General features: G+C 47.3%; 24 protein-coding genes and 1 riboswitch. Of the genes, 6 read left to right on the forward strand and 18 right to left on the reverse strand.

Annotated features, from left to right (window positions below; genetic code table 11):
• Nucleotides 1-68 precede the first annotated feature (68 nt).
• Nucleotides 69-169, reverse strand: a riboswitch (TPP riboswitch).
• 80 nt (nucleotides 170-249) lie between these two features.
• Both GLV98_RS09730 and GLV98_RS09735 read right to left on the reverse strand, forming a co-directional pair.
• Nucleotides 250-990 (reverse strand): alpha/beta hydrolase, encoded by a 741-nt coding sequence (locus GLV98_RS09730; protein ID WP_160914582.1) that lies wholly within the window; start codon nucleotides 988-990, stop codon nucleotides 250-252.
• Nucleotides 944-1,846, reverse strand: a complete 903-nt coding sequence (locus GLV98_RS09735) for an SDR family oxidoreductase (RefSeq protein WP_160914584.1) — start codon at nucleotides 1,844-1,846, stop codon at nucleotides 944-946. Before GLV98_RS09735 ends, GLV98_RS09730 begins: the two co-directional genes overlap by 47 nt.
• A gap of 217 nt (nucleotides 1,847-2,063) precedes the next feature.
• On the opposite strand from GLV98_RS09735, the gene yfkAB reads away from it, so the two are divergent.
• Nucleotides 2,064-3,188 (forward strand): radical SAM/CxCxxxxC motif protein YfkAB, encoded by a 1,125-nt coding sequence (gene yfkAB / locus GLV98_RS09740; RefSeq protein ID WP_160914586.1) that lies wholly within the window; start codon nucleotides 2,064-2,066, stop codon nucleotides 3,186-3,188.
• 18 nt (nucleotides 3,189-3,206) lie between these two features.
• On the forward strand, nucleotides 3,207-3,788 hold the full coding sequence (locus tag GLV98_RS09745) for a YgjP-like metallopeptidase domain-containing protein (RefSeq protein ID WP_160914588.1): 582 nt from the start codon (nucleotides 3,207-3,209) through the stop codon (nucleotides 3,786-3,788).
• Nucleotides 3,789-3,832: 44 nt separating this feature from the next.
• On the opposite strand, the gene zupT is transcribed toward GLV98_RS09745, so the two are convergent.
• Both zupT and GLV98_RS09755 read right to left on the reverse strand, forming a co-directional pair.
• A complete protein-coding gene (zupT, locus tag GLV98_RS09750; RefSeq protein ID WP_160914590.1) occupies nucleotides 3,833-4,639 on the reverse strand; it encodes a zinc transporter ZupT in 807 nt (268 codons plus the stop codon).
• A 216-nt stretch (nucleotides 4,640-4,855) separates the two neighbouring features.
• The gene (locus tag GLV98_RS09755) at nucleotides 4,856-5,521 is read right to left on the reverse strand and encodes an SIMPL domain-containing protein (RefSeq protein ID WP_160914592.1); all 666 of its coding nucleotides are present in this window, start codon (nucleotides 5,519-5,521) and stop codon (nucleotides 4,856-4,858) included.
• Nucleotides 5,522-5,648: 127 nt separating this feature from the next.
• Here GLV98_RS09755 and GLV98_RS09760 point away from each other — a divergent pair, with 127 nt between their 5' ends.
• Nucleotides 5,649-7,106, forward strand: a complete 1,458-nt coding sequence (locus GLV98_RS09760; protein WP_337193740.1) for a flavin monoamine oxidase family protein — start codon at nucleotides 5,649-5,651, stop codon at nucleotides 7,104-7,106.
• A gap of 261 nt (nucleotides 7,107-7,367) precedes the next feature.
• On the opposite strand, the gene GLV98_RS09765 is transcribed toward GLV98_RS09760, so the two are convergent.
• Together GLV98_RS09765 and GLV98_RS09770 are read right to left on the reverse strand one after the other, a co-directional pair.
• On the reverse strand, nucleotides 7,368-8,525 hold the full coding sequence (locus GLV98_RS09765) for a S1C family serine protease (RefSeq protein WP_160914594.1): 1,158 nt from the start codon (nucleotides 8,523-8,525) through the stop codon (nucleotides 7,368-7,370).
• An 11-nt stretch (nucleotides 8,526-8,536) separates the two neighbouring features.
• Nucleotides 8,537-9,688, reverse strand: coding sequence for a zinc-ribbon domain-containing protein (locus tag GLV98_RS09770; protein WP_160914596.1), 1,152 nt, complete (start codon nucleotides 9,686-9,688; stop codon nucleotides 8,537-8,539).
• A gap of 442 nt (nucleotides 9,689-10,130) precedes the next feature.
• Here GLV98_RS09770 and GLV98_RS20385 point away from each other — a divergent pair, with 442 nt between their 5' ends.
• Nucleotides 10,131-10,625, forward strand: coding sequence for a 3D domain-containing protein (locus GLV98_RS20385; protein ID WP_160914598.1), 495 nt, complete (start codon nucleotides 10,131-10,133; stop codon nucleotides 10,623-10,625).
• Between the two features lie 201 nt (nucleotides 10,626-10,826).
• Here the strand turns inward: GLV98_RS20385 and GLV98_RS09780 are convergent, their stop codons facing one another.
• On the reverse strand, nucleotides 10,827-11,063 hold the full coding sequence (locus GLV98_RS09780; RefSeq protein WP_160914600.1) for a hypothetical protein: 237 nt from the start codon (nucleotides 11,061-11,063) through the stop codon (nucleotides 10,827-10,829).
• Between the two features lie 565 nt (nucleotides 11,064-11,628).
• On the opposite strand from GLV98_RS09780, the gene GLV98_RS09785 reads away from it, so the two are divergent.
• On the forward strand, nucleotides 11,629-12,876 hold the full coding sequence (locus GLV98_RS09785; protein ID WP_160914602.1) for a YeeE/YedE family protein: 1,248 nt from the start codon (nucleotides 11,629-11,631) through the stop codon (nucleotides 12,874-12,876).
• A gap of 325 nt (nucleotides 12,877-13,201) precedes the next feature.
• Here GLV98_RS09785 and GLV98_RS20390 read toward each other — a convergent pair whose 3' ends face one another.
• The 6 genes from GLV98_RS20390 to GLV98_RS09815 all read right to left on the reverse strand — a co-directional run bounded on the left by GLV98_RS20390 (nucleotide 13,202) and on the right by GLV98_RS09815 (nucleotide 18,981).
• A complete protein-coding gene (locus GLV98_RS20390; protein WP_146813494.1) occupies nucleotides 13,202-13,306 on the reverse strand; it encodes a putative holin-like toxin in 105 nt (34 codons plus the stop codon).
• A gap of 156 nt (nucleotides 13,307-13,462) precedes the next feature.
• A complete protein-coding gene (locus GLV98_RS09795) occupies nucleotides 13,463-13,858 on the reverse strand; it encodes a secondary thiamine-phosphate synthase enzyme YjbQ (protein WP_160914606.1) in 396 nt (131 codons plus the stop codon).
• A 4-nt stretch (nucleotides 13,859-13,862) separates the two neighbouring features.
• The gene (gene dapF / locus GLV98_RS09800; protein WP_160914608.1) at nucleotides 13,863-14,831 is read right to left on the reverse strand and encodes a diaminopimelate epimerase; all 969 of its coding nucleotides are present in this window, start codon (nucleotides 14,829-14,831) and stop codon (nucleotides 13,863-13,865) included.
• A 75-nt stretch (nucleotides 14,832-14,906) separates the two neighbouring features.
• Nucleotides 14,907-16,931, reverse strand: a complete 2,025-nt coding sequence (locus tag GLV98_RS09805; RefSeq protein WP_160914610.1) for an iron ABC transporter permease — start codon at nucleotides 16,929-16,931, stop codon at nucleotides 14,907-14,909.
• A gap of 14 nt (nucleotides 16,932-16,945) precedes the next feature.
• On the reverse strand, nucleotides 16,946-17,968 hold the full coding sequence (locus tag GLV98_RS09810; protein ID WP_202410006.1) for an ABC transporter substrate-binding protein: 1,023 nt from the start codon (nucleotides 17,966-17,968) through the stop codon (nucleotides 16,946-16,948).
• Between the two features lie 191 nt (nucleotides 17,969-18,159).
• On the reverse strand, nucleotides 18,160-18,981 hold the full coding sequence (locus tag GLV98_RS09815; protein ID WP_160914612.1) for a helix-turn-helix domain-containing protein: 822 nt from the start codon (nucleotides 18,979-18,981) through the stop codon (nucleotides 18,160-18,162).
• Nucleotides 18,982-19,371: 390 nt separating this feature from the next.
• On the opposite strand from GLV98_RS09815, the gene GLV98_RS09820 reads away from it, so the two are divergent.
• Nucleotides 19,372-19,668, forward strand: a complete 297-nt coding sequence (locus GLV98_RS09820; RefSeq protein WP_160914614.1) for a hypothetical protein — start codon at nucleotides 19,372-19,374, stop codon at nucleotides 19,666-19,668.
• Between the two features lie 25 nt (nucleotides 19,669-19,693).
• Here GLV98_RS09820 and GLV98_RS09825 read toward each other — a convergent pair whose 3' ends face one another.
• The 5 genes from GLV98_RS09825 to qoxA are packed head-to-tail and all read right to left on the reverse strand — an operon-like array spanning nucleotide 19,694 to nucleotide 23,810.
• A complete protein-coding gene (locus GLV98_RS09825) occupies nucleotides 19,694-19,900 on the reverse strand; it encodes a hypothetical protein (protein ID WP_146813506.1) in 207 nt (68 codons plus the stop codon).
• 20 nt (nucleotides 19,901-19,920) lie between these two features.
• Nucleotides 19,921-20,286 carry a cytochrome aa3 quinol oxidase subunit IV gene (gene qoxD / locus GLV98_RS09830; protein WP_160914616.1) on the reverse strand — a complete coding sequence of 122 codons (366 nt, stop codon included), beginning with the start codon at nucleotides 20,284-20,286 and terminating at the stop codon, nucleotides 19,921-19,923.
• Between the two features lies 1 nt (nucleotide 20,287).
• On the reverse strand, nucleotides 20,288-20,893 hold the full coding sequence (qoxC, locus tag GLV98_RS09835) for a cytochrome aa3 quinol oxidase subunit III (protein ID WP_089651036.1): 606 nt from the start codon (nucleotides 20,891-20,893) through the stop codon (nucleotides 20,288-20,290).
• A gap of 1 nt (nucleotide 20,894) precedes the next feature.
• Complete coding sequence (qoxB, locus tag GLV98_RS09840; RefSeq protein WP_160914618.1) at nucleotides 20,895-22,838, reverse strand: cytochrome aa3 quinol oxidase subunit I; 1,944 nt, start codon at nucleotides 22,836-22,838, stop codon at nucleotides 20,895-20,897.
• A gap of 24 nt (nucleotides 22,839-22,862) precedes the next feature.
• Nucleotides 22,863-23,810 (reverse strand): cytochrome aa3 quinol oxidase subunit II, encoded by a 948-nt coding sequence (gene qoxA, locus GLV98_RS09845; protein WP_160914620.1) that lies wholly within the window; start codon nucleotides 23,808-23,810, stop codon nucleotides 22,863-22,865.
• Nucleotides 23,811-23,972 lie beyond the last annotated feature (162 nt).

Consider the following 23,972-nt stretch of genomic DNA (forward strand, 5'->3'; position numbering starts at 1 on the left):
AAGACACAAAAAAAGCAACGCCAAATAGGGAAGCTTCCTGATGGAGGAGTCCCAATTCTGCATTGCACCATCAAAAAAGCCGCCATCCCTACGCCAGTGCTAACTGACAGGTTCGAAGGGTCAGAACATTTACGTTCACTCTCAGCCGGAGGCTCCCCTTGAAGGCTTTATACCGTTTACTTTTCTTGATTTGTCTCTATTATAATAAACTTTTTACTAGATTACAAAACCTTTCTATTTCCCGGGCAATCACTTTGTGTTCGTGTACATTTGGAAAAATTCCAGTGTACGCTCAATAATCATATCCTTATCATGGTCAAGCGTGGCCACATGGTAACTGTTTTCCAGATGGATAATCTCTTTATGTTCAGAAAATACCGATTCGAATACAACTTCTGAATTGTGAGGAGGAACGACGTGATCCTCATCCGATACGAAAATCATGATCGGGCAGTGGATTTCATCCAGCCTGTTCTTCACTTTACCCATCAAGCCGACGAGCTCGCCAATCGATCTCACCGGCGTGCGATCATACGCAAGCTCGACAGTTGCAGGATCCTTGATATCCGAGCCGATCGCATCTAAAAAGCGTTCGTCCGTTCCCTGGCTATTTTCCAATGCCGGAATATCAATCGCTGCATTGATAGGAATGACTCCCTCTATGTCCCGGTACTCACTGGCCATATACAACGCAAGGGTGCCCCCCATCGATAACCCGACGGCAAATATTTTCGAACACCTTTCATTCAACCAGGTGTAGGCTTCTTCCACGGATTGCACCCAGTCCAGATGAGAGGTTGACTCCATGTCTTCCGGGGTCGTTCCATGTCCTTTCAACCGTGGACAGCAGACGGTGTAACCCTCACGTGCATAGGCTTCGACTAGTGGCTTCATGCTTTGTGTTGTTCCTGTGAACCCGTGAGACACGAGGATGCCGACTTCATTACCCTCGAAGCGCATCTCCTCCGCTCCATGCATCACTTTTTCCATTCAACCCCACTCCTTTGGCTTTCTCTTTTCCAAGAATTTTTTCTAACACGGTCTTTTCCAGCCAGCTCCATGGCAGCAAGCGCTTGAACCAGACATTCGCCCTCACACCGGGACCGATCGGATAGCGTAATTTCCCAAGCGTTTCTTTTTCCATCAATCCGGTCATCAGGTCCGACACGTCCTGAGGATTGCCATGGGATTCACTATTCAAAGCATTCCACAACCCTTTTATGTATTCAGCATAAGGAGATTCAGGGTCCTGGACTTCTTCTGGCATCACAAGTCCGGACGACCAAATATTCGTCTGATAAGAGCCTGGCTCGATCAATGCGACATCAATGCCGAACGGTTTCACTTCGAAACGGAGACTTTCCGATAATCCTTCCAGCGCGTGTTTCGATGAGACATAAGCCGATAAGCCTGGAAAACCGATCAGCCCGCTCACACTGCTGACATTTAAGATTTTCCCTCTTCCCTGGGCACGCATTAATGGCAGAACTGCTTTCGTAACGGCAATCACACCGAAAACATTGGTATCAAACTGCTTACGGTACGTTTCAAGTGGCACCTGTTCAAGAAATCCTCCGACAGCATAACCTGCGTTATTGACGAGAACGTCCAATTGTTCCAGCGTGTTCACTTTTTCTGAAAAGCGCTCGATGGACTGTTCATCCGTCACATCCAATTGCCAAACATCAATGCGATTGCGGACCTCCTCCTCAAGCGTCTCATACGCGGATGCTTTTTCTATGTTTCTCATCGTGGCGATGACACGAAACCCTTTTTCTGCACATTTCACAGCTGTATGGAAACCGAATCCGCTGGATGCTCCTGTAATGAGTACGGTTTGTTTCATGTTCTGACTCCCCCTTGTGCTAATCGTTACCCCATATCATTCGCTGTCACACCCTTATTCTCCTCTTTCCATAAAAGCTTGGTAAAACCGAAACAGGTCTCCAGAGGGTATAACTGCACAATTCCGATACATAATGTATGGTTTTAGGCATATTAATGATAGAATGGTAAAGGTTATCGACCGAATAAATATTAATAGAAAGGAAGTTTCATATTTTATGAGTACGAACATGAAGCTTCAGGCGCTTACCCCCTCTTATGACCCGTGGGAAGCGTATATGGACATGGAAGAACACGGAAAAATGACGTTATCGAACATAGAATTTACGACGACGACGCTCTGCAACATGCGGTGTGAGCACTGTGCAGTCGGATATACGCTGGGTGCGAAGGATCCGGACGCATTGCCGATGGACTTGCTCCGGAAGCGGCTCGATGAAATCCCTCACCTGCGTACGCTAAGCATTACGGGCGGGGAGCCGATGATGTCAAAAAAATCGGTAGAAAATTATGTGGTGCCTCTCTTGAAATATGCCCACGAGCGCGGAGTACGGACACAAATCAACTCCAACTTAACGCTCCCTTATGAGCGTTACATTCCGATCATTCCTTATTTGGACGTTTTACATATCTCCCACAACTGGGGAACGATCGAAGAATTCATCCATACCGGATTTGCCCGGATGGAACGAAAACCATCGGAAGAAAACCGGAAGAAATTTTTTGACCGGATGGTGGAAAATTCTCAGCGTCTCTCTGATGAAGGGGTCATGGTCTCAGCTGAAACGATGTTGAACCGTCGTACGTTCCCTTACCTAGAATCGATTCATGATCATGTCAAAGAAATGAAATGTGCCCGCCACGAGATTCACCCCATGTATCCCGTGGACTTTGCCAGCAGCTTGGAAACGTTGAACCTGGAACAAATGCGTGAAGGCATCAACCGTCTCCTTGATCACCGGAATGACGACATGTGGATGTTGTTTGGAACACTGCCCTACTATCCATGCAGTTCTTCCCAGGACGATCTCGATATGCTGAAGCGCTTGTACAGCGAAAATAATGTGACGGTAAGAAACGATCCAGACGGGCGCTCCCGCTTGAACGTGAACATCTTTTCAGGCGATATCATCGTGACAGATTTCGGTGATGAGCCTGGCCTTGGGAACATTCAGGACACGAAACTTGGCGATGCTTACGAGAACTGGCTTTCCACGAAAACAGCGAAAAGCCTCAACTGCCATTGTCCGGCCGTAAAATGCCTCGGTCCGAATGTCCTTGTGAAAAACACGTACTATGAAGGTGTCGATTTCCAAAAACGGAAATCGAAGATCTCGTTATAAGTCAGAAAGGAGACCACGATGCCGACGGTTACGTTTGCAGAGAAAACAATCGCTTATACTGTAGAAAAGCAAGACGTCTCTTTTATCAAGATCTACCTTGATGATTTGAATGGAGTAAAAGTGACCGCTTCCCCTCTAAAAAAGGAGGAAAAGATTCAAGCCTTTGTTGAGAAAAAAGCGGAGTGGATTTTTGAAAAATGGCAGAAGACACATGAAGATTTATACGCCGTCGATGCCCTTATCGCTTCCGAGAACGAAAAGATTTCTTACCTTGGCCGCTCGTACCGGCTGAAAATGGAACATAAGGATGAGGCACACTTCGCTTTCCGAAAAGGAACTTTCCTTTTTGCCTATCCTGAATCATGGACAGGAGAAGAAGCGAACCACAAGCTCAGAACAGAAGTGAGCCAATGGCTTAGCCAGAAAGCGGAAGAGAGGTTTTCGACGCTTTCGGATTGGGAGGTCGTGTCAGAACCAGATTCCCTCAGACTTGGTGTGAAAGACCAAGACCGCATTCATCTCAACTGGCGGCTCGTTCAGAGACCGAAGCAAAAGATTCAAGAAACCATCAAAGATCTCATCAATGAAAAGACATGTTAACAAAAAAGGCCCAGCAAGCGAAATCGCTTGTTGGGCCTTTTCTTTTAGATGAATAACAAAAGACTCAAAGCCATGACAGCCATCCCAGCGACGACTCCATAAATCGATAAATGAGCTTCTCCATATCTTCTTGATGCAGGAAGAAGTTCATCTAGGGAAATGAACACCATAATCCCTGCCACCCCTGCAAATAAAATACCGAACACCATGTCGTTCAAGAACGGCATTAATAATAGATAAGCTAAAATCGCTCCCACCGGTTCAGACAAACCACTCAAGAATGAAAGCTTGAATGCTTTCTTCTTGTCACCAGTGGCATAGTACACGGGAACGGAAACTGCGATCCCCTCAGGAATGTTGTGAATCGCAATCGCCGCAGCAATAGCAATTCCAAGGGCGGGGTCATTTAAGGCAGCCGTAAACGTCGCGATGCCTTCTGGAAAGTTGTGAATCGCAATGGCAAGCGCTGTGAACGTTCCCATCTTGAGTAAATCTGGATCCTTCACCGCCGTCTGCCGGTTCGCCATGTCTTCCACTTTCTTCACTTCGTGAGGGTTCCCTGACTTCGGTATGAATTTATCGATGAGTGCAATGACGAGCATTCCTCCGAAGAAGGCTCCGACTGTGGTCCACTGGCCTGCTTCGTTCCCCATCGCATCAACGAGTGAATCTTGTGCTTTGAAAAAGATTTCCACCATAGATACATAGATCATGACCCCTGCCGAAAAACCGAGTGCAAGGGAAAGGAACTTCGTATTCGTCGTCTTCGCAAAAAATGCGATCAAACTTCCTACACCTGTCGCTAATCCTGCAAGCAAGGTGAGCCCGAAAGCCAATAACAAGTTTTCCATTGTACCTCTCCTTCAATTCGAACATTTTCTCTAAGCACATTGTAACGGAGGTTTTTCCTTAGAGCAACTTTTTTAGTTTCAGTTATATTTTATGAGCCCATAAAATAAGTGCTACACATTATTCTCAACTTTTATATTCATATTTAGATCCTCCCGTGCATAATCTATCCTTTTTCGCCCACAAAAAAACCACTTTCCGGTTTGGAAAGTGGCTTCCTATGGCAAATATTGAAAATGCGCTTCCACCCTGGCGACCGTCTCGAGCGTCCCCGGTTCAATCGGTGTGGCGGTCGCTCCGAGGACGTCCGCTTTTTGAAAGCTTTGTACCGGAACGGCAGGCGTTGTGCCCAGTTCAATGATTTTGACAGGGGTTTGATCCAAGTTCAGTCCCATCGTATTGGCAATGGTCTGCGCATTGGCGAGAGCATTGCCGAGGGCGATCCTTAACGCCTCCTGATAATTCTGATATGGATCACTCACCGTAAAAGCAATATATGAAATTCGGTTCGCCCCGCTCGCTACCGCTGTATCGATGACGTACCCGGTCTGACTCACATCGTCAATCGTGACTTTTAGAGTATGCGTCACTTGATAGCCACGGAACATCTGCTTGCCGTCCACATAATCATACTCCGGGAAAATGAAGTAGTCCGCCGTCTGAATATTTTCTTCAGGAATCCCGGCAGACACCAATTGATTGCGTACGTTTTCCATCGTCTGAGCATTTTCCTGCTGTGCTTTTTCCAAATTTTTGTCCTGTGTTACAACACCGATGTTCACATTCGCAACATCCGGACGCACCTGAACTTTACCGATTCCATTGACTTTAAGAAGCCTGCTTTCTCCTTCTCTTCCTCCCTGTCTCATTCCAGGATAATACATATACCGCATCGCCTCCTTTTTTATTAAATGAAGGAGGACGCGGGATTATGTCCTTTCTGGATATAAGGATTTTTCCCCATACTTTTATTTCCATATTTTGAATAGATAGTAAAAGGGGGTGGCGATTGTGCATCGTGCATATGAAGAAAGCTTACAAGAATATAAATCCTATATTGTCGAGGGGTTACCGACTTACGGGCGTAAAAAAAGAATTATTATTTTAGGAGCTGGCATGGCTGGTCTTGTGGCAGGTTCCCTATTGAAAAAAGCGGGGCACGACGTCATTATTTTAGAGGGTAATGATCGAGTCGGAGGAAGGGTCCATACCATCCGGGAGCCTTTTTCAAACGGAAACTACATAGACGCAGGCGCGATGCGTATCCCCGAAAATCACGAATACGTCCAAACTTATATTAAGAAATTCGGGTTATCCACCAACCGCTTCATCAACTCAAAACCGAACGACCTGCTGATGATTAATGGACAGAAGGTACTCCGATCCCAATACGAAAAAAACCCGGATTTATTGCAATATAACCTCCAGCCACACGAACGAGGGAAAACGGCGAAGCAATTGTTTCTGGATGCTGTCCAGCCGTTCTTAGACCTCTATCGCAATAGCTCAGATGAAGAGAAAAAAGTGTTAGAGGATAAATTCTCAAATTTTTCCATGGCAGAATACTTGAGAAACAACCCATACGGACCCTCGATGTCCAATCCTGCTGTCCGCATGATCAAAGTCGTGCTTGGCATCGAAGGCTTTCCTGAATTTTCTTTTCTGGACATTTTAATTGATATTACTTTCCCTATCTTTAATGGCCAAACAGAGTTCGTAGAAATCCAGGGCGGAAATGACCGTCTCCCCCATGCCTTTCTTCCCGAATTGATCGATAATATTTATTTTGAACAAAAAGTGACAAAGATCGTCCACAACCATGACCGTGTCACTGTCCATACCGAAGACCAGCGTTTTTCCAAACCATCGTGCTGGAGCGGTGACTTTTTACTGACGACCATTCCTTTCAGCGCTTTTCAATTCATTGACGTTCTCCCCTTTGGCTGCTTATCCCAGAAAAAGTGGCAGGCCATTCGAGAAGTCATTCACGTGCCTGCCGTTAAGATCGGCATCGAATTCAAGACTCGTTTTTGGGAAAGGTATACGGTCGGAAACCTCATTTCTGACTTACCTATCCGCTTTGCTTACCAAGCCAGCCACCACCAGGGCATGCCAGGTCCCGGCATTCTTCTTGCCAGTTACACCTGGGGACAGAACGCGCTGCTCTTCAACAGCCTCAGTCAAAAAGAAGCGACCAAGGAAGTACTTGAAAATCTCGAACGTGTCTACGGAAACGTCGTGTATGAGGAATACATGCAAAGCGTGGTTTACAATTGGAGCCAAAACCCTTTCTCCGCCGGGTGCTTCACCTTGTTCACCCCGGGACAAAGCCGTGACCTCGAAGAAGTGATGCCTCTCCCGGAAGGTCGCATCCACTTCGCTGGAGAACAAACCTCCTCCTTCCACGGTTGGATTGAAGGAGCGATAGAATCCGGCATCCGCGCTGCGAAAGAAATCAATGAACGGTGATTGTTGCGTGCCTGATGTTGAAGGGGTGCCCTTGATGGGGTGCCTGGCACCGAATTCCATATAGGAGTGCCTGGCACCATCCTGTGCACTGCTGGTGCCTGACACCGTTCTGCGTACGGGAAGTGCCTGGCACCGAATTCCGTATAGCAGTGCCTGGCACCACAATAAGTCTACCTGGTGCCATGCTTACTGTTCACCATTTCACATACACCCACAAAAAAATCCCTTTCCACTATTCAAAGTAGAAAGGGATTTTTATAATCAGGAAGCAGTTTCTTCCTGTTCGGCACTCAACTCTTCGCCGGAACCGCTCCAGATTTTGACAGATTGGTTCTCTTTTTTGACCGGATAGACGACTTTGTATTTCTTCATCTGCACTTCCCCATCGACTGTTTCTTCAGCCGTGAGGAAAGCGGTGACTTCGACCATATCGCCCTGTGGGTCTGCGACAAGGTTATCCACTTTCACACTGAGCGTATTGTTGTAGCCGGAACGGAAGTCTTCAAACGAAATGTCTTCCTGCCAGCTCGCGCTCAGTAAGGAATAAGCGGTGACGAAATCGCCTTGATTGATGCTGTCATAAAAATACTGCACCATATAACTCGCCTGCTCAGCATCCGTCCCTGTCACCGGCGAGTATACCTCACCCGTCAGCTCTGGAAATTCCGGGAGGGAGCGCATCGGGGATTCACTCCAGCGCCTCACCATCGGCAGCACATCGGCAACCGGAATGCTGAAACCGATCGATTCGTCATCCATTTTTGCAGAGTTGATCCCGATCACTTCACCGGTTTCCCGATCAAGAAGGGGTCCGCCACTGTTTCCTGGTGAAATCGGTGCTGAGATTTGGTATAAGTTTTTATAATGAAAAGGCTCGATATCGAGCGTCCGTTCTAGGCCGCTGATTTCCCCGCGCGTAACCGTGTTCTGAAGCCCGAGTGGACTTCCAAGCGCCAGGACTTCGTCAAGAAGCTCTGCTGAATTTTCTTCTCTAATCGGCAGCGGTTCCTTCCCTTTCAAGCCTGGCACGCGTACGACGGCGACATCAATATCCCGGCTGACTCCGATCACGTTGCCGGGCAATTTTTTCCCATCTGATGTAATGACATTGACACTTTCTGTATTTGCAACGACATGCGCGTTCGTTATGATATCTCCTTGATCATTGTACAAAAACCCTGAACCGACCGAACCGTCTTCGAGCTCTAGTTGGACGACAAGCTTTTGTGATTCAAAAATGATCTCCTGTGTTTCTTTCGGTACTTCTCCCTCTTTCTCATCCTCAGCGGGTGGTTGGTTCAACACAGCTGAAACCGTCACGTCCTTCTGAACGGTATCCATGACGTAGAAAACGCCCGCAATCCCGCCACCTAGGATCAGAAGAGTGGCGAGAAGGCTGATGATCCAAGAGCGTTTCATCTTCCATCCCCCTATTCTACGAGCCACTCCATCTCTGTCATTTCGACGGAGTATTCGCCTTCTTCTAATTCATAATGTACTTTTTCAAACGTTCCCTGATCTCCAGGGTTCATATAGTTCGGAAAAACTTTCACAGATTCAGAACGGACGACCTTTCCTTCTTTATCAAGGATGTCATACTTCACGGTGACCGTACTGATGATTTGGGTCGCTACACTTTTCAGAGACCCTTTCACTTTGTAATCGCCGAACTCATCTTTCGTTATCGAAAGATCGATGACCTCAAGCGCCTGCGTCTGGTTGCGCAATTCATCCTGGGCCGCTTGCTGCATCGCGCTTTCGAGCCTTTGCTGTTCTGCTTGTTCGAAGGCCGTCTTTTCCTGCTGGATCCGTTCTTTCAACTGAATCAATTTTTCATCATTGGAAACATACTGCAAGCCCTGATCGATGATGGCAATCGCTTCAGCATAGCGCTTTTCTCCCGCTGCCGCTTCCGCTTTTTTCGTCGATTGGTTCACGATTTTTTCAAAGATTTTGTCCCGGACTTTGGAGGCTTCCTCCAGGTTGAGTCCGGATAATGTATTCAACTTTGCTGCCAGTTCATCTACATCTGTGATTTTTGAAAGTTCCTGATTGATTTCCTTCAATGTCAATCTGGAATCCATTTCATTCATTTTTGGAACAAGGGTCACAAGCAGACGGCTGTCTTCCTGGCGCAAAGACTCTTGAATGGCTGAAAGCTTTTCACTCGCTTTTTTCAACGAACCTTCTTCAATCCACTGGCCGACCTTCTCAAGCTCCTGATCCCAGGTCAATGCTTCCTGCACAGATCCAAGCTCCTGTTGAAGGGCTTCAAGCTCCGGACGCTGGTCGATCGCTCCGACGAGCAGCTTTTCCGCTTCCCGGTACTCACCGGCAAGAGCTTCCTGCTCCGCTTCTTGTTTCATCGAAACGACTTTCTCATTCACATCTTTTTGGTAGTCATAAACAAAATAAAGGGCTACCCCCATTACGACAAGCGTGACGAAAGGCGTAATGATTGGCAACCACGATCGTTTAGCCGTGTTATTCGGTTCAGGTGTTTCCTTCAAGTTCTTTCCGCATTGGGAACAGTAACGGGCACCGTCATCCACCATATGGTTACAATGAGGACATTCAGTCATGGTCCCGTCCTCCTTTTCTATCACTTTCATAATTCTGGAATCTCTAAGAATCCTTATCTATTATAGCATGCCTTCCACTGGATGAGTAAACGACATAGGTCCCTTTTTTATAAAAAAATTGCCGATGCAGGATAAGCGCACGGCCCGTTCTCATTTGTCCGCATAAAATGAGATATCCCAAAACTTGAGAGGAGGGTCCTCATGTCGAATCGTCCTAATGAAAACAAGCCGAGCAGAAAACCCTCAAAACCGTGTTGTGGACGTAAACGCAAAGGAACGTCCCGCTGAAAATAGCAGGAGCCGCACGAAATAAGCGGCTCTTTTTCAACTGGGTGTCATTTGTCACGGAAATGTAATCTTTTTGTAGGTATTTTGTCTTTGTATGATGGCTTAGTGGTTGTTACAATGGGCGAAGTGAAATATTGAAAGGGGACCTCTACTTATGAACAAACGTCTTTTTTCCCTTCTTCTTTTGCCTATGATGATTTTCGGTCTTGCCCTTCCAGTCGCTGCTGATGAAGTGGACAAGCCCGCTCAAAATATTGAAACGAAATCACTCTCTTTAGATAAAAAAACAAAAGATCTTGAACGTTTTCCGGAAAAAGAAAAGAAAGCCGTCACAGCATCTGCTTCAAAAGATGACGTCAAGCGTACCGTTGCTGTTGAAGCGACGGCCTATACCGCTTTTTGTGAAGGATGCAGCGGAGTCACGTACACAGGGATTGATCTCCGTGCCAACCCGGACCAAAAAGTGATCGCTGTCGACCCTAACGTCATCCCACTCGGCTCTAAAGTCCGCGTGCCCGGCTATGGCGTAGCCGTCGCTGGTGATATCGGTGGAGATATTGAAGGTCACCGCATCGACCTCTTTATGGCACAGGAGAAAGACGCGTTCGACTATGGGCGCCGCCAAGTAAAAGTTGAGATCTTGAACTAAACTCTTCCTTTTAGGGAGAGTTTTTTTTGCGTTGCCTAGAGCATGGCGAGCCAAGTCTCGACAATGTCTATAAAAGAAGGACAACGGGTGTCAATGATGATAGAAGTGGTCAGGATAGGCATTGCCCTTCGTATCACAGCAAATATATAAGATACTAAAAAAAACGCAGCTTCCTTATCACAGGAATGCTGCGCTCTTTTTTTAATCTCTACTGAACCTCGTTTTTCTCGCACATTTATCTAAATAAAAGCTTTCAACTCCGCTTGTATGAAGCGCAACGCCATCTTCCAGGAACCACCACGTTCCGCGGTCCAACTGCTTGATAATGAACTCAGACGCTTCACGCTCGTCCATCTCTTCACTCAACTCAAGATCGTGCGTCACAACACGCTTACTGTCCAGCAGGAAAATGACATGCCACTCTTTTTTCTTCGCCACGTTATCACTCCTTTTTCTTATGTAAGTTACTATTCCTTACCCGGCTGTTTTTTAGTTTAATCTTAAAATCCAAACTCATACATCAACTTCGAGTGCTTTTTCGCTAAACTCAGGCATAAGATAGCAGCGTTGTTCCATTAATCAGCGCTTCTGTAATCATATTAGCGACTTCTTCCTGAATATTAGCAGCTTGCCCGAAACAACAAAAAAGCCACGCCGGCAGCGTCGCTTTTGATCAGTCTTTATGTAGGGGGAGGTGCGCCAGATGTACGCCAAGAAGTTCTTCGATTTGCTTTCCCACAAACAAAGAAAAACCAGCGAGTGACATATGAGCGAGCGACAGGTATAAGACATCCCTCCAATAAGTGTTTTAGGTCGTCCTGTCTACACATTTATTTTACCACTTGTCCACGTTGAACCATGTTAATTCTACGTAAAGACTGAGCTTTGTTCTCTTTGTACAACCATTGTATGCAACATGATTTACAAATAGACGAGTCTTCGTTACAATATCAAAAGTTCAATTAAAACTGAGTAAACAAATCGGATTTAGGAGGAATGAAACATGCAACAACAGACAGTCCAGCAGACGGTCGAAGAAAACACCCGTTCGACCATTGTCGCTCCGTTAGATCCGGTACAAAAGCCATTCGTATGGATCGGAGCGATTTTAGCGCTGCTTTTATTTATAACCATTGTATCTGTCACCACCTTCACGCAGGGAGTGCTGTTCTTAATCGGACTTGCTTTCGGACTCGTACTCTTGCACGCAAGATTCGGCTTTACTTCCGCATTCAGACGGCTGATCTCCGTCGGGAATGTACAGGGCCTTCAAGCGCATATGTTGATGCTCGCTGTCGCTACAACGCTTTTCGCCATCATACTCGGAACAGGGTTCAGCTTTACAGGTAACGCCCCTCAAGGCTATGTCTTCCCTGTCGGCATCAGCGTTGTCTTCGGTTCCTTCATCTTCGGAATCGGCATGCAGCTCGGTTCTGGCTGTGCATCCGGAACGCTTTATACTGTCGGCGGCGGGAAATCATCGATGATCCTCACACTGCTCGGTTTCATCGGAGGATCGGTGCTCGGTGCGTACCATATTGGATTCTGGCGCGAGACACCGACCCTGCCGGCAATTTCTTTAGCCGAGTCCACCGGCTTCGGCTATTTTGGCGGCTGGATATTACAACTGGCGATTTTCCTTGGCATTTACGGCATTACCGTTAAGCTTGCAAGGATGAAGAACCCGCCGAAAATGGCACCACTTAAAACGACGACCGGTTTAAAAAAATTGTGGCGCGGGGCGTGGCCGTTGCTTCTTGCCGCCGTCATTCTCGGCGTATTGAATGCCATCACCCTTGCCGTCCGCGGCAATCCATGGGGCATCACATCCGCCTTTGCGCTATGGGGATCCAAGTTCATCCAAATGTTCGGTGTCGATGTCGCGAGCTGGACGTACTGGTCCAGTGACCCGGCACCACTTAATCAGACCGTCCTTGCCGATTCTACAAGTGTGATGAACTTCGGTATCATCCTTGGTGCGTTCATCGCCGCAAGCTTTCAAGGCAACTTCAAGCCTGGAAAAATCAAACCCGGCATCGGGGCCGCTTCCATCATCGGCGGCGTCCTGATGGGATACGGCGCTCGCCTTGCGTTCGGTTGTAACATCGGCGCGTATTTCGGCGGCATCGCCTCCTTCAGTCTTCATGGCTGGGTATGGATGATCATGGCGCTCGCCGGCACGTACCTTGCTTTGTTCCTGCGTCCAATGTTCGGCATGAAAAACCCCAATCCAAAAGATTCAATCTGTTAAAAGGAAACCCTCCAGCTTCCGGGCTGGAGGGTTTTTGGATATGTTGATATATAGAATATTCAACCGATATCACCTGCTTTTCATTGATATATTGGTGATTTAACCGATATATTTTAAATTCAACCGATATAATCGAAATTTAATTGATATCCGCTCCAACCTCCCACCTGTTTCTTTTTCAAAAAATGTGGTATGATAAGAGCAGATAAAGGATACACATAAGAAAAGGACCACAGCTGGCACTGCGGTCCTCCCGGATCAGCGCTTCAGCCAAAGGGCGCAGCCTTAAAATAGACTCACCCGCATTCACGTCAGAATAGGGAGTCTATTTTTTTATGCGTAAAATCGCGACAACTAAGCCGAGAACGGAAACGATGAACGAACTGAAAGCGATCATCACCATCAACGATTCATACATACTCAGAGGCATCACCCCCTTTGCTATGGGGTTAGCCGACACCCTATTCAATTGGCATAAAGCGTGATCCACTTTAAATTATACCATGTCCTTCCAAGGAAGCAGACAGTCTTTTTGGACTATCCCATATAAAAAAGGAAGGCACCGACATAGTGCCTTCCTCTTCTCTTATAACAACTTCGCAACAAACTTCCGGCTTCTCGGTCCATCGAACTCGCAGAAGTAAAGCCCCTGCCACGTTCCAAGCACAAGTCTGCCATCTTCGACAAGCAGCGTTTGAGCATGTCCGACGGTGCTTGTTTTCATATGAGCAGCCGTATTTCCTTCAGCGTGGCGGTCTTCCGGATGGTCCCATGGATATACTTCACGGAAGCGGCGCAGCATATCTGTCTTCACATCAGGATCGGCATTCTCATTCACGGTCAGACCTGCCGTCGTGTGCATCGACTGTACAACGACGACACCGTCTTTCACGCCTTCTTCACGGATCCAGTCCTGGACCTGACTGGTTACATCGATCATTTGATCATGGTGATCGGTTTTCACATGAAACGTCTTCAACATATCATCAACCTCCGATTTCTGAAGCGGCGAACGCTTCTAGTTTTTCATAGGTCGCATTTTCTTCTTCAAAAAATTGTTTCTCGGAAACTTCGTATGTGCGGGCTTCCAAATCGATGTCGACCTCTGCTTGATAGACATTGGTTCCATTCCCGCGCAGTTGGATCGAGAAACGTCCATCTTCTTTTTCTACGACACAGTTGACGAGCCCACCTTTGTTGATGACGACGATCGGTGTATCCAGCTCATTCGGTCCTAGAATCGTCGATACTAATGAAGAGGCACTCATCGCGGTTCCGCAAGCATTCGTCAAGCCGACTCCGCGCTCAAACGTCCGGACGAAAATTTTGTTTTTCTCCAACACCTGCACATAGCTCACATTCACACCATTCGGAAAAACTTCTGGCAAAGCATTCGCCTTTTTCCCAACAGACAGCAGCTCCTCCTGATCGACGGAATCAACGAGGCTCACGATGTGCGGGTTCGGCACGCTCAAGGCTGTGAACGTACGCGTCTCGGACAGCTCTGGAATCTTCACATCCACCGCTTCTTTTCCATCAAAAACCATCGGCAATGAGTCCAACTCAAAGCTTACCGGTTCAATCTTGACAGAAAACGTATCGATCTCAGGGAAAATCTCTTTCACTTGCGAAACCGGCAGCACGGCTTTCTCTGTTTCAATCGCAATTTCCTTCTTACCAAGCTTCTCAATCATATGACGCGCGACACAACGCAGGCCGTTGCCACACATTTCCGCTTCTGTACCATCGGAATTAAACATACGCATCCGACCTTCTGCTTTTTCACTCGGCATCACAAAAAGAATGCCATCCGAACCGATCCCTTTAGCTCGGTCACACAATAGTAGTGAAAGCTCCTCACGCTCTTTTTCTGAAAAACGAATGTCGTTTTCTATCTCATCGATCAGGATGAAATCGTTCCCTGATCCGTGGCATTTGATGTATGGAATCTTCATAGTGTAACTCTCCCCTGGCGTTCATTTTTTCATTATCATAGCATACATACGCGTAAAAAAAGAAGCGTGTGACCGTTAAGTCGCACGCTTTTTCATCAACCATAAAAAGTAAGGCGCACCAATCAGGGCAACGAGGATCCCTGATGGAATTTCATTCGGCGCAAGAAGTGTCCGACTGAACAAATCCGCAACGACCAGCAGCGCCCCACCGATCAGCATCGTGACAGGCAGAAGCTTCTGATTGACGCTCCCCACAAGCAGCCGCGCAAGGTGCGGGGCGATCAGGCCGACAAACCCGATTGAACCGACAGCAGCGACACTGCAGGCAGCAAGAAGTGTGGCAATCAAGGCCATTTGGAAACGGACGTTCACGACACGAAGTCCAAGTCCTTTGGCCGTATCGTCTCCAAGGGACAGGACGTCGAGCGTTTTAATGTAAAAAGCAAGCAGCGGGATGAACAACAAGACCGGCCAGATCAGGTATTGCAGCAGCTCACTCCACCCTTTGGCATAGGTCGTCCCTGAGAGCCACGTCAAAGCAGAAGCCACTCCGATATCCGCCTGGACGACCATGATTTGAATCAAGGCTGAACCAAAGGCTGACATCCCAATCCCCAGTAAGGCGAGCACGGTCGGTTGGAATTCCGCTTTTGCCCCTAATGCCATGACGACGATGAAGAACACCAACGCACCAGCCATCGCACCGACCGGAATCCACACAGCCGATACACTGAACCAGTACATCGTCATCAACGCACCGACCCCTGCACCGGAAGTGATCCCGATAACAGAGGGATCAGCAAGCGGGTTCCGTAACACCCCTTGGAAAATGAGCCCACTGACCGCGAGAACCGCCCCACTGAACAAAGCGACAAGGGCACGAGGCAGCCTCAAGTCGATGATCAAATTCTGTAAAAAGGTATTCGCGTCCCCGAAGAACGCGTTGTAGGTGACCAACGGTTCGAATCCGTAGTTTCCTGAAGCAAGGCTGACGAGCAGCGTTACCGTAATGAGCGCAAGCAGAACGGGCAGCAGTTTTTTCATGGAAAGAGTTGCGGAATTCTTCCCAGCCATGATGGCACCGCTGTCTTGACTGCCTGTCCGTTTCATCCGCATGACAAGCCAGATGAGCCACGGCGAACCGACGAGTGCCGTAATGGCTCCGACGGGCAGTTCATTGAAGGACGGATCGATCACACTGGCAAGCACGTCCGCTAAGAGAAGCACATTTCCTCCCCATAAAAACGATCCTAAGATGAGAGGCAGGTGGGCCCGGTAACCGATCAGTTTGATCAAGTGCGGCGCGACAAGTCCAACGAATCCGATCGGTCCGACAATACTGACCGTCACACTGGTTAAAAGTACAGCGGCGATAATCGTCACGACTTTAACACTGCGCACATTCTGCCCGAGCGCCGTCGCGACATCGTCACCCAAGGTCAGCGTGTCAAGCTTGCTCGAGTAAATCAACGTCACGACGACACCGACGATGATTACGGGAAGCGAAAAGGTGACGCCATCCCAATCATTCTGGATCAACGTCCCTGAGCCCCACAAAAACAGCCCCTGCGTTTCATTTTCATAAAAAATCTGCAGGACCGAAGTGAGCGCTGAGAACAGGAACGTAACGATCATCCCGGCAAGCACCATCCGGACAGGTGTTGCATCGGAACCACCGGATAGAACGTAAACAAACAGGAACGTCAGAATACCACCGAGGAAAGCAGTCATGATTCCATTCCCGACCATAGCGGTCGGCAGGAAAATCGTTGTCACAACGACAGCAAAATACGTTCCTGAATGAATGCCGAGCGTACTTGCAGACGACAACGGGTTTTTCGTTACAGTCTGCAAAATCACACCGGAAACCGCCAAGGCCCCACCAGCAATGATTCCCATCACGGCACGCGGCATCCGTAATGTCCGGACGGTATGGTGCTGCAGGGTATCCTGAGGATTGATGATCGATTCAACGACGACACCCAGTGGTATCTCGACATTCCCTTGATTGATATGTATAAATGTTAAAAGACACAACAATGCGGTCCCACCTCCAAAGGTGAGAACCGCAATCATTGTGTTCTTAAGCGTAGAATTCATAACATCCACTCACTTTATTTTTCTTCAAGTGCTGCGTTGACCACTTGTTCAGCTAAGACTTCTGCGGATAATGGTCCACCAAATGTCCAGGCATCCCCAGGCATTTGATACGTACGATCTTCTTTTACGAACGCAAGGTTTTCCCATACCGGGTTGCCAGCCAGCTGATTTTCAAAAATGTTGTCTTCTTCCTGAACGATGTAGAAGAAGTTGGAGTCCTGATAGTTTTGAAGTGCTTCTACTGTTGTTTCCGTGTAGCCGTATACTTCAAGCTTTTCAGACTCATAATCGTTCTTCATGCCCATGCTGTTCATGATCTGTGCGACCATGGAGTTGTCTGTGAACAAGCGAAGTGTCGGTGTTTCCTGCATCGTGAACGCTTGTGTGATCACATAGTTCATGCCATCTTTACCGGCCTCTTCAAGACGGGTCTGCTGCTCTTTGAATGTATTCTCCATGTCAGAAAGGACTTGTTCAGCCTTGTCCTCTTTATCGACGATTTTCGCCATCGTGTTAAACTCATCTTTCATGTTCTGGAACTGATCCTGTGCCGCCTCTTCAGAGTATGGCGCAAACATAACTGTTGGTGCGATGCTTTCCAAGTCCTCTTTGATGGCATTGTGACGGAAATCAACACCAATGATCAAATCAGGGTTCAGACGGGAGATCGCTTCCAGGTTCGGCTCCTGACGTGTACCTACATCTTCCACTTCTTCGCTGAATGGAATTCCAACATTGACCCAGTCGCCATATTGATCAAGACCCGCCACACCGACCGGCTCCATGCCAAGCGCCTGAAGGTTTTCCGCATAGGTCCACTCTAGGACAACGACTTTCTTCGGTGTCCCTTCAATCGTCTGTTCTCCGTTTGCATCTTCAATCGTAACCGAGCGAGTTTCCTCTTCTGTAGACTCTTCTGTTGTTTCTTCTTCCTGATTTTCTGTTCCTTCGCTCTCTGAACCTTCCTCAGATCCGCCACCGCAGGCAGCGAGAACGACTAGCCCAAGCATAAGGGCAAACAACCAAAACTTCTTCATGTTCGACATCCTTTCACACGTTTCTTTTATGTAGAATCCTTTATCAGGCGCTTCATCTTTATACCCTTATATAGAAAAACTTAACAACTGATAAAGATTCTCATTATCATCACAACCCCTATCCTACCTCAGACTCAAATTTCTGTCAATGAAAACTTTTCTCAATTAAACATTAGGCGCAATCTTCACAATTACGAATGCATTTCATCCAGCCAGTCATAAAAAATCAACCCATCCCCCGACTCGAAGCCTTCCTTCCGCACCTCCAATTTGAACACTTCCATCAGACCGCCATAAAAATAGCGCAGCAATTCTGTACGCACCATTCCTTTTTTATAAGCAAATACCGCCTGCTTGAAGGTTTCGTTGATCTTATCGATGTAATGCTCGATCGGCTGTTGCAGCTTCCATTGTTTATATGCACTCTGGACCGTACGCCAAGATGGCAGCACCTGTTCCACGCCTCCAAATGGTAGAGAAGTTTCTATAAAAGAAGCAGGAATGAACGATGGCAGAAACGATGCATCAAACGGTACAACACTACTAATAGAAGCTTTTCCCTGTTTTTTCTCTGTTTCAGGTGTGGTTTTGATCGCTTGAGGGTTGTCCTGTTGAGGGGTTTCCGTTTTTTGTGGGGTGTCAGGAAGGGTGTCACGAGGGGTGTCATCGGTAGGTAAAAAAAGATCCGGCTGCGGGAGGAACACGATCAGGTTGCCACCCTGTCGTCCGTTCGGTTTCTTCGTTGTTACTTTTTCAATCAGCTTCTCGGTCACTAAGCACCTTAATGCACGAACCACTGTGCTCTCACTCAACCCAGTCCCTTTCACGATCGTAGCTCTTTTAGGAAAAGCAACACCGGGAAACTTGACGGCATGACGCCAGATGTACTTTAAAACTTTGAGTGTCCCCTCTGACAAGGCCGCCTTTCTTTTGTATAAAAAGCTGCGCACATGCAGATCGAGCTCGGTTTTATCTTTGAAACGCTGATGTTCCTTTAAGCTATTCCAATCCATATTTCTTCCACTCCTATTTTATCGTCTCAAACTATAATCGATAGAAGTGAGCGTTTGGTGTCTAAGAAAATGAACTTTTTCATAAAATTTAGAGTTCAGACACTTTGGATTGGCTTTAGGTCACTTTCAAGCTGCGTTAAGTCACTTTGCCTAATCGTTAGGGCACTTTCCCGCGACGTTAAGTCACTTTGACTGCCTGCCCGGTCACTTTCACACATAGCCACACATCCGAAACCTCCGAAAAACCTGTTTAAACAAGCCTCAAAGCGGTAATTCTAAAATTGTCGGCCCAATTTATGAACATTTTGTGTCCAAAGTGCGAATTTTTTGTTACAATAATATCAAAGAAAACGTTTACAACGAGGAAACATCAATAAGGAGATGATTTTCATGGGTGCGATCGTAATGTTCTTGATTTTGGCGACAGTGGCTCCATTTCTATTTTTACAAGCGAAAAAGATGGCTTTCGCCGTCGCGCAATCGATTCTGCTCATCGGCATGTGGTTGTATTTCTTCCAGGTGACGATGTACACAGATCCAGGAGTATTCTCCATCACATGGTCGATGTTCTATCTCGGTTTGATCGGCGCGCACGTGGCCTGGGTGATGTTCATCGTGGCAACGGTCAAAACAAGTCCTGGATACCAAGACAGTTTAACCAAAGAAAAAGAAACGCTCCTTTCCTGATCTCAGGAAAGAAGCGTTTCTTTTTTTAGTCTCTCGGCTGCAGTTTGTACAGTTGGATCATCGCCTGTACGAAACTGAAGCCAGTCAGAATATATAAGACAAATTTAGGGTCATAGGAGGAATAAAGCGCTCCGCCTAAGGAAAAAGCCGTCAGCAGTATGCAAAGAACGAATCCAACTAAATCTTTCCACGGCCATCCGGCCTCCATCGGCATGTTTTGTTTTTGTTCCATCCTGATAACCCCCATTTGTTTTAGTGACCGCTGTGGTCTTCTGATTGTTGCTCTTCGTGCTGTTGGTGTTCACCTGTATCTCCATGGTCATGCCCGAAGGACATAACGAAAAGGGAGCCCGCGACAAGGATTCCAGCGAGTGCGAAACCGTGGAACATCATGTTCCATGGCACATGTCCATTACCGCTGGATGCTTCCGTGACGTGCATGAACATGAACAATTGAACGCCTGCTTGCAAGAGAGCCAAAATCATGATGCCGATGATGACCCATGTGACAGGCAGATCAGATTGAATCGCTGCCCATGCGGCGACAAGCGTCATGACGAGTGACAAAATGAATCCAATGACGTGATTCATCGGTACGCGTTTTTTCGAATCGGCCATGTTAAATCACCATCCCAATCAAATAGACACTCGTGAAGATGAAGATCCAAATGACATCAAGGAAGTGCCAGTATAAGCTGATGATAAAGAATTTACGGCTTGTGACGTTCGTCAGTCCACGCTGCTTGATTTGGATCAAGAGCAGGATCGCCCAGCCGATACCAAGCGTGACGTGCAGTCCGTGTGTTCCGGCGAGAATAAAGAACGCTGACCAGAAAGCACTGGACTGGATCGTTGCGCCTTCATGTGCATAATGGACGAATTCGTAAATCTCAAAGCCAAGGAAGCCAAGACCAAGAGCTAACGTAATGACCATCCAGAGGATCAGACCTTTGACCGATCCCCTTCTCATTTCATGAATGGCAAGTCCACATGTGAAACTACTTGTCAAAAGCAGGAAGGTCATGACAAGCACGATGCCTGGCTCAAACAGTTCGCTTGGCAGTGGTGCATCAGCTGTACGTCCGAACAATACGGCATAGGTCGCAAAGAGTGTTGCGAAGAGGACGACTTCGGCTCCGAGGAAAATCCAGAAGCCCATGATGCCCATCTGACCTTCTTGGGTGCGATATTCTAAAGGACCTGTTTTCAGTTCTTCCGCAGCCATATCATAACCCCCTCGCTTTTTTCTCAGTGCGTTTGATTTCTTCCACCGGTACATAATAACCATCGTCATAATCGAAGGAACGACGGATCATCATGAACACGGCTCCGATCAGTCCGAAGACAGCGACATACATCCATTCGAAGACGAGACCGAAACTCGCAAGTCCAAGAAGAGCCATCATGATGAACGGCTGACCTGTGTAACTTGGCATGTGGATCGGTTTCACTTTATCTTCTTCAAACGTCGTCTTGCCCTCTTCTTTCATACGGATATATGGATCGATTTCATCGACATATGGAACCGTTGCAAAGTTGTAGTAAGGAACGGGTGTCGTTGTCGCCCATTCAAGCGTACGGCCGTTTCCATTCCAGGAGTCGCCCGTTGCTTCGCGCTCGCTGTAACGGAAGCTGTAGTAAACGTTGTAAACGAATACGATGAAACCAAGTCCCATTCCGAAAGCACCGACGGTTGAGATGACGTTCAATGGAAGCCACTCGGCGACGTTCGTGATGAACAAACGACGCGGCATGCCGTCAAGTCCTAGGAAATATTGTGGGAAGAAGCAGACATGGAAGCCGAAGAAGAACAACCAGAATGCCCATCTACCCAAACGCTCGTTCATCTTGTGACCGAACATTTTCGGATACCAGAACACAAGACCTGCGAAGCAGGCGAATACAGTACCTGCGATCAGCACGTAGTGGAAGTGCGCGATCAGGAAGTACGAGTTGTGGAACTGATAGTCCGCTGCCGCCATACCGAGCATGACACCTGTGACACCACCAAGGATGAAACTTGGGATGAAAGCAAGGGACCAAAGCATCGGTACAGTGAACTCGATTTTCGATTTATACAAGGTCGCAAGCCAGTTGAAGATCTTCACTCCGGTCGGTACGGCGATCAACATCGTCGATACAGAGAAGACGGAGTTGACGAATGCGCCGGCACCCATCGTGAAGAAGTGGTGGACCCATACTAAGAAACTAAGCAATGCAATGACGATCATCGACCAAACCATCACATTGTAGCCGAATAGACGTTTTTTCGCGAATGTGGCGATGACTTCGGAGAAAATACCGAAGGCAGGAAGAATAACGATGTATACCTCCGGGTGTCCCCACATCCAGAACAGGTTCGCCCACATCATCGGCAGGCCTTCCCCTGTTAACGTAAAGAATTGTGCACCGAAAATACGGTCAATCGTAAGTAGTGCAAGAGCTACTGTCAAAATCGGGAACGCGAACACGATGATGAAACATGTCACCAATGTCGACCATGTGAAGATCGGCATATGGAAAAGCTTCATGCCAGGGGCACGCATTTTCAAAATCGTCACCATCAAGTTAATCCCTGTAGCAAGGGTACCAATTCCTGATAGCTGCAGTCCCATCAAATAGAAGTTTTGTCCAGGTCCCGGGCTCATCGCTGCACCGGAAAGCGGGGTATAACTTGTCCACCCGGCATCCGGAGATCCTCCGATGACGAAGGAGATGTTGAAGAGCGCCATTCCGAAGAAGAAGGACCAGAAACTTAAGGCGTTCAAATATGGAAACGCGAAGTCACGCGCTCCGATTTGTAATGGAACGATGATGTTCATGAGTCCGATCAAGAACGGCATCGCCATGAAAATGATCATGATCGTTCCGTGCGTTGTGAAAATTTCGTTATAGTGCTGGGAGTTCAAGAATCCCAAATCAGGAAATGCCAGCTGCACCCTCATCATCATGGCGTCGACGCCACCACGGAATAACATGAGAAGGGCACTTAAAATATACATGACACCGATTTTCTTGTGGTCAACGGTCGTCAACCATTCGCTCCAGAGCCATTTCCATTTTTTGAAATACGTCAGAATGAAAAGGAGGGCGATCCCTACTAGGGCCATCGATACCATGGCACCATAGATGATCGGTTCACCGGTGACGAGAATATCTGTAATGTGCATGTCTTCACCTGCTTTCTTTACGTTCTATTGGAAGCTTTCTTGTTTTTCAATTTCATATAAATGAAGCTTCTCTTTGAATTGTTCACGGTACTTTTCAACGACGTAGCCCATATCTTCTCTCGTATGGTGCTTCACATAATCCAAGTGTGTGCTGGAATAGGATTGTACGTCGGTCATCCCAGGTGCAAGCAGCTCATCGTAACGTTCTGCTGTCAGCTCTGGAGCTTCATTTTTTATTTCCTCTGCCCACGTATTGAAATCTTCTTCGCTCTCGGCATAGACCTTGAACGTTTGAGCAGCAAAACCTTCCCCATTGAAGTTGGAGTTACGTCCATCGTAGACCCCTTCTTCATCGGCCTGCAGATACAATGTCGTCATCATACCGGCCATGTTGTACTTTTGACCGCCGAGTGCCGGAATCCATAGCGCTGACATGGAATCTGCGGATGAGAGTCTGAATTCGATCGGACGGTCGGTCGGGATGTGTAAGTAGTTCACGGTTTCAATATCCTGTTCTGGATAACTGAAGAACCATTTCCAATCCGCCGTTGTTGCGTAAACGACTAAAGGTTCCTTCTCCTCTTCACCTGCGGCAGGTTCCGGAGCTTTTTCCAAGTCGAACAATGTCGTTACGGTCGGGATGGATAGAAGAATGACAATAATGAACGGAATAACCGTCCAGATGACCTCGATGGTCGTATTTCCATGCAAGTTCGGGTCATAGTCACTTTCTTTACGTCCCGGTCGGTTCTCACGGTACTTGATGAGCATGTAGGCAAACAGTGCAAACACGACAACGATGATACCAAGCATGAACCAAAGGGAATATACAATCAGGTCATATTGACTTTGAGCGACCGGCCCTTTGGGATCGAGCACAGTCATTTCCAACTGCCCGCACCCGCTTAAGAAAAGAATCAAGCCGAGCGGCAGCAAACCTAACCATCTATTACGGAGATGTTTAGCTTTCATGAATCTTAACCCTCCTATCAATCTGTTAAATTATAAGTATAAAACTCGGAAACTAGGAGCTGTTATACGTATCAGGGCTTGACTGATTATATCAGATTTTGCGTAATTAGAAATACATGTTCACAACTTTGTCATACATCGTTCACGAACTTTTAATAAATC

Origin of the sequence: Halobacillus litoralis (genome assembly GCF_009856415.1) — a bacterium.
Lineage (GTDB): Bacteria > Bacillota > Bacilli > Bacillales > Halobacillaceae > Halobacillus > Halobacillus litoralis_C.

What these genes read in the sequence shown, in the direction of transcription:
- GLV98_RS09730 (WP_160914582.1), bottom strand. Translation starts at nt 990, where the DNA reads ATGGAAAAAGTGATGCATGGAGCGGAGGAGATGCGCTTCGAGGGTAAT.
- GLV98_RS09735 (WP_160914584.1), bottom strand. Translation starts at nt 1,846, where the DNA reads ATGAAACAAACCGTACTCATTACAGGAGCATCCAGCGGATTCGGTTTC.
- yfkAB (WP_160914586.1), top strand. Translation starts at nt 2,064, where the DNA reads ATGAGTACGAACATGAAGCTTCAGGCGCTTACCCCCTCTTATGACCCG.
- GLV98_RS09745 (WP_160914588.1), top strand. Translation starts at nt 3,207, where the DNA reads ATGCCGACGGTTACGTTTGCAGAGAAAACAATCGCTTATACTGTAGAA.
- zupT (WP_160914590.1), bottom strand. Translation starts at nt 4,639, where the DNA reads ATGGAAAACTTGTTATTGGCTTTCGGGCTCACCTTGCTTGCAGGATTA.
- GLV98_RS09755 (WP_160914592.1), bottom strand. Translation starts at nt 5,521, where the DNA reads ATGTATTATCCTGGAATGAGACAGGGAGGAAGAGAAGGAGAAAGCAGG.
- GLV98_RS09765 (WP_160914594.1), bottom strand. Translation starts at nt 8,525, where the DNA reads ATGAAACGCTCTTGGATCATCAGCCTTCTCGCCACTCTTCTGATCCTA.
- GLV98_RS09770 (WP_160914596.1), bottom strand. Translation starts at nt 9,688, where the DNA reads ATGACTGAATGTCCTCATTGTAACCATATGGTGGATGACGGTGCCCGT.
- GLV98_RS20385 (WP_160914598.1), top strand. Translation starts at nt 10,131, where the DNA reads ATGAACAAACGTCTTTTTTCCCTTCTTCTTTTGCCTATGATGATTTTC.
- GLV98_RS09785 (WP_160914602.1), top strand. Translation starts at nt 11,629, where the DNA reads ATGCAACAACAGACAGTCCAGCAGACGGTCGAAGAAAACACCCGTTCG.
- GLV98_RS20390 (WP_146813494.1), bottom strand. Translation starts at nt 13,306, where the DNA reads ATGCCTCTGAGTATGTATGAATCGTTGATGGTGATGATCGCTTTCAGT.
- GLV98_RS09795 (WP_160914606.1), bottom strand. Translation starts at nt 13,858, where the DNA reads ATGTTGAAGACGTTTCATGTGAAAACCGATCACCATGATCAAATGATC.
- dapF (WP_160914608.1), bottom strand. Translation starts at nt 14,831, where the DNA reads ATGAAGATTCCATACATCAAATGCCACGGATCAGGGAACGATTTCATC.
- GLV98_RS09805 (WP_160914610.1), bottom strand. Translation starts at nt 16,931, where the DNA reads ATGAATTCTACGCTTAAGAACACAATGATTGCGGTTCTCACCTTTGGA.
- GLV98_RS09810 (WP_202410006.1), bottom strand. Translation starts at nt 17,968, where the DNA reads ATGAAGAAGTTTTGGTTGTTTGCCCTTATGCTTGGGCTAGTCGTTCTC.
- GLV98_RS09815 (WP_160914612.1), bottom strand. Translation starts at nt 18,981, where the DNA reads ATGGATTGGAATAGCTTAAAGGAACATCAGCGTTTCAAAGATAAAACC.
- GLV98_RS09820 (WP_160914614.1), top strand. Translation starts at nt 19,372, where the DNA reads ATGGGTGCGATCGTAATGTTCTTGATTTTGGCGACAGTGGCTCCATTT.
- GLV98_RS09825 (WP_146813506.1), bottom strand. Translation starts at nt 19,900, where the DNA reads ATGGAACAAAAACAAAACATGCCGATGGAGGCCGGATGGCCGTGGAAA.
- qoxD (WP_160914616.1), bottom strand. Translation starts at nt 20,286, where the DNA reads ATGGCCGATTCGAAAAAACGCGTACCGATGAATCACGTCATTGGATTC.
- qoxC (WP_089651036.1), bottom strand. Translation starts at nt 20,893, where the DNA reads ATGGCTGCGGAAGAACTGAAAACAGGTCCTTTAGAATATCGCACCCAA.
- qoxB (WP_160914618.1), bottom strand. Translation starts at nt 22,838, where the DNA reads ATGCACATTACAGATATTCTCGTCACCGGTGAACCGATCATCTATGGT.
- qoxA (WP_160914620.1), bottom strand. Translation starts at nt 23,810, where the DNA reads ATGAAAGCTAAACATCTCCGTAATAGATGGTTAGGTTTGCTGCCGCTC.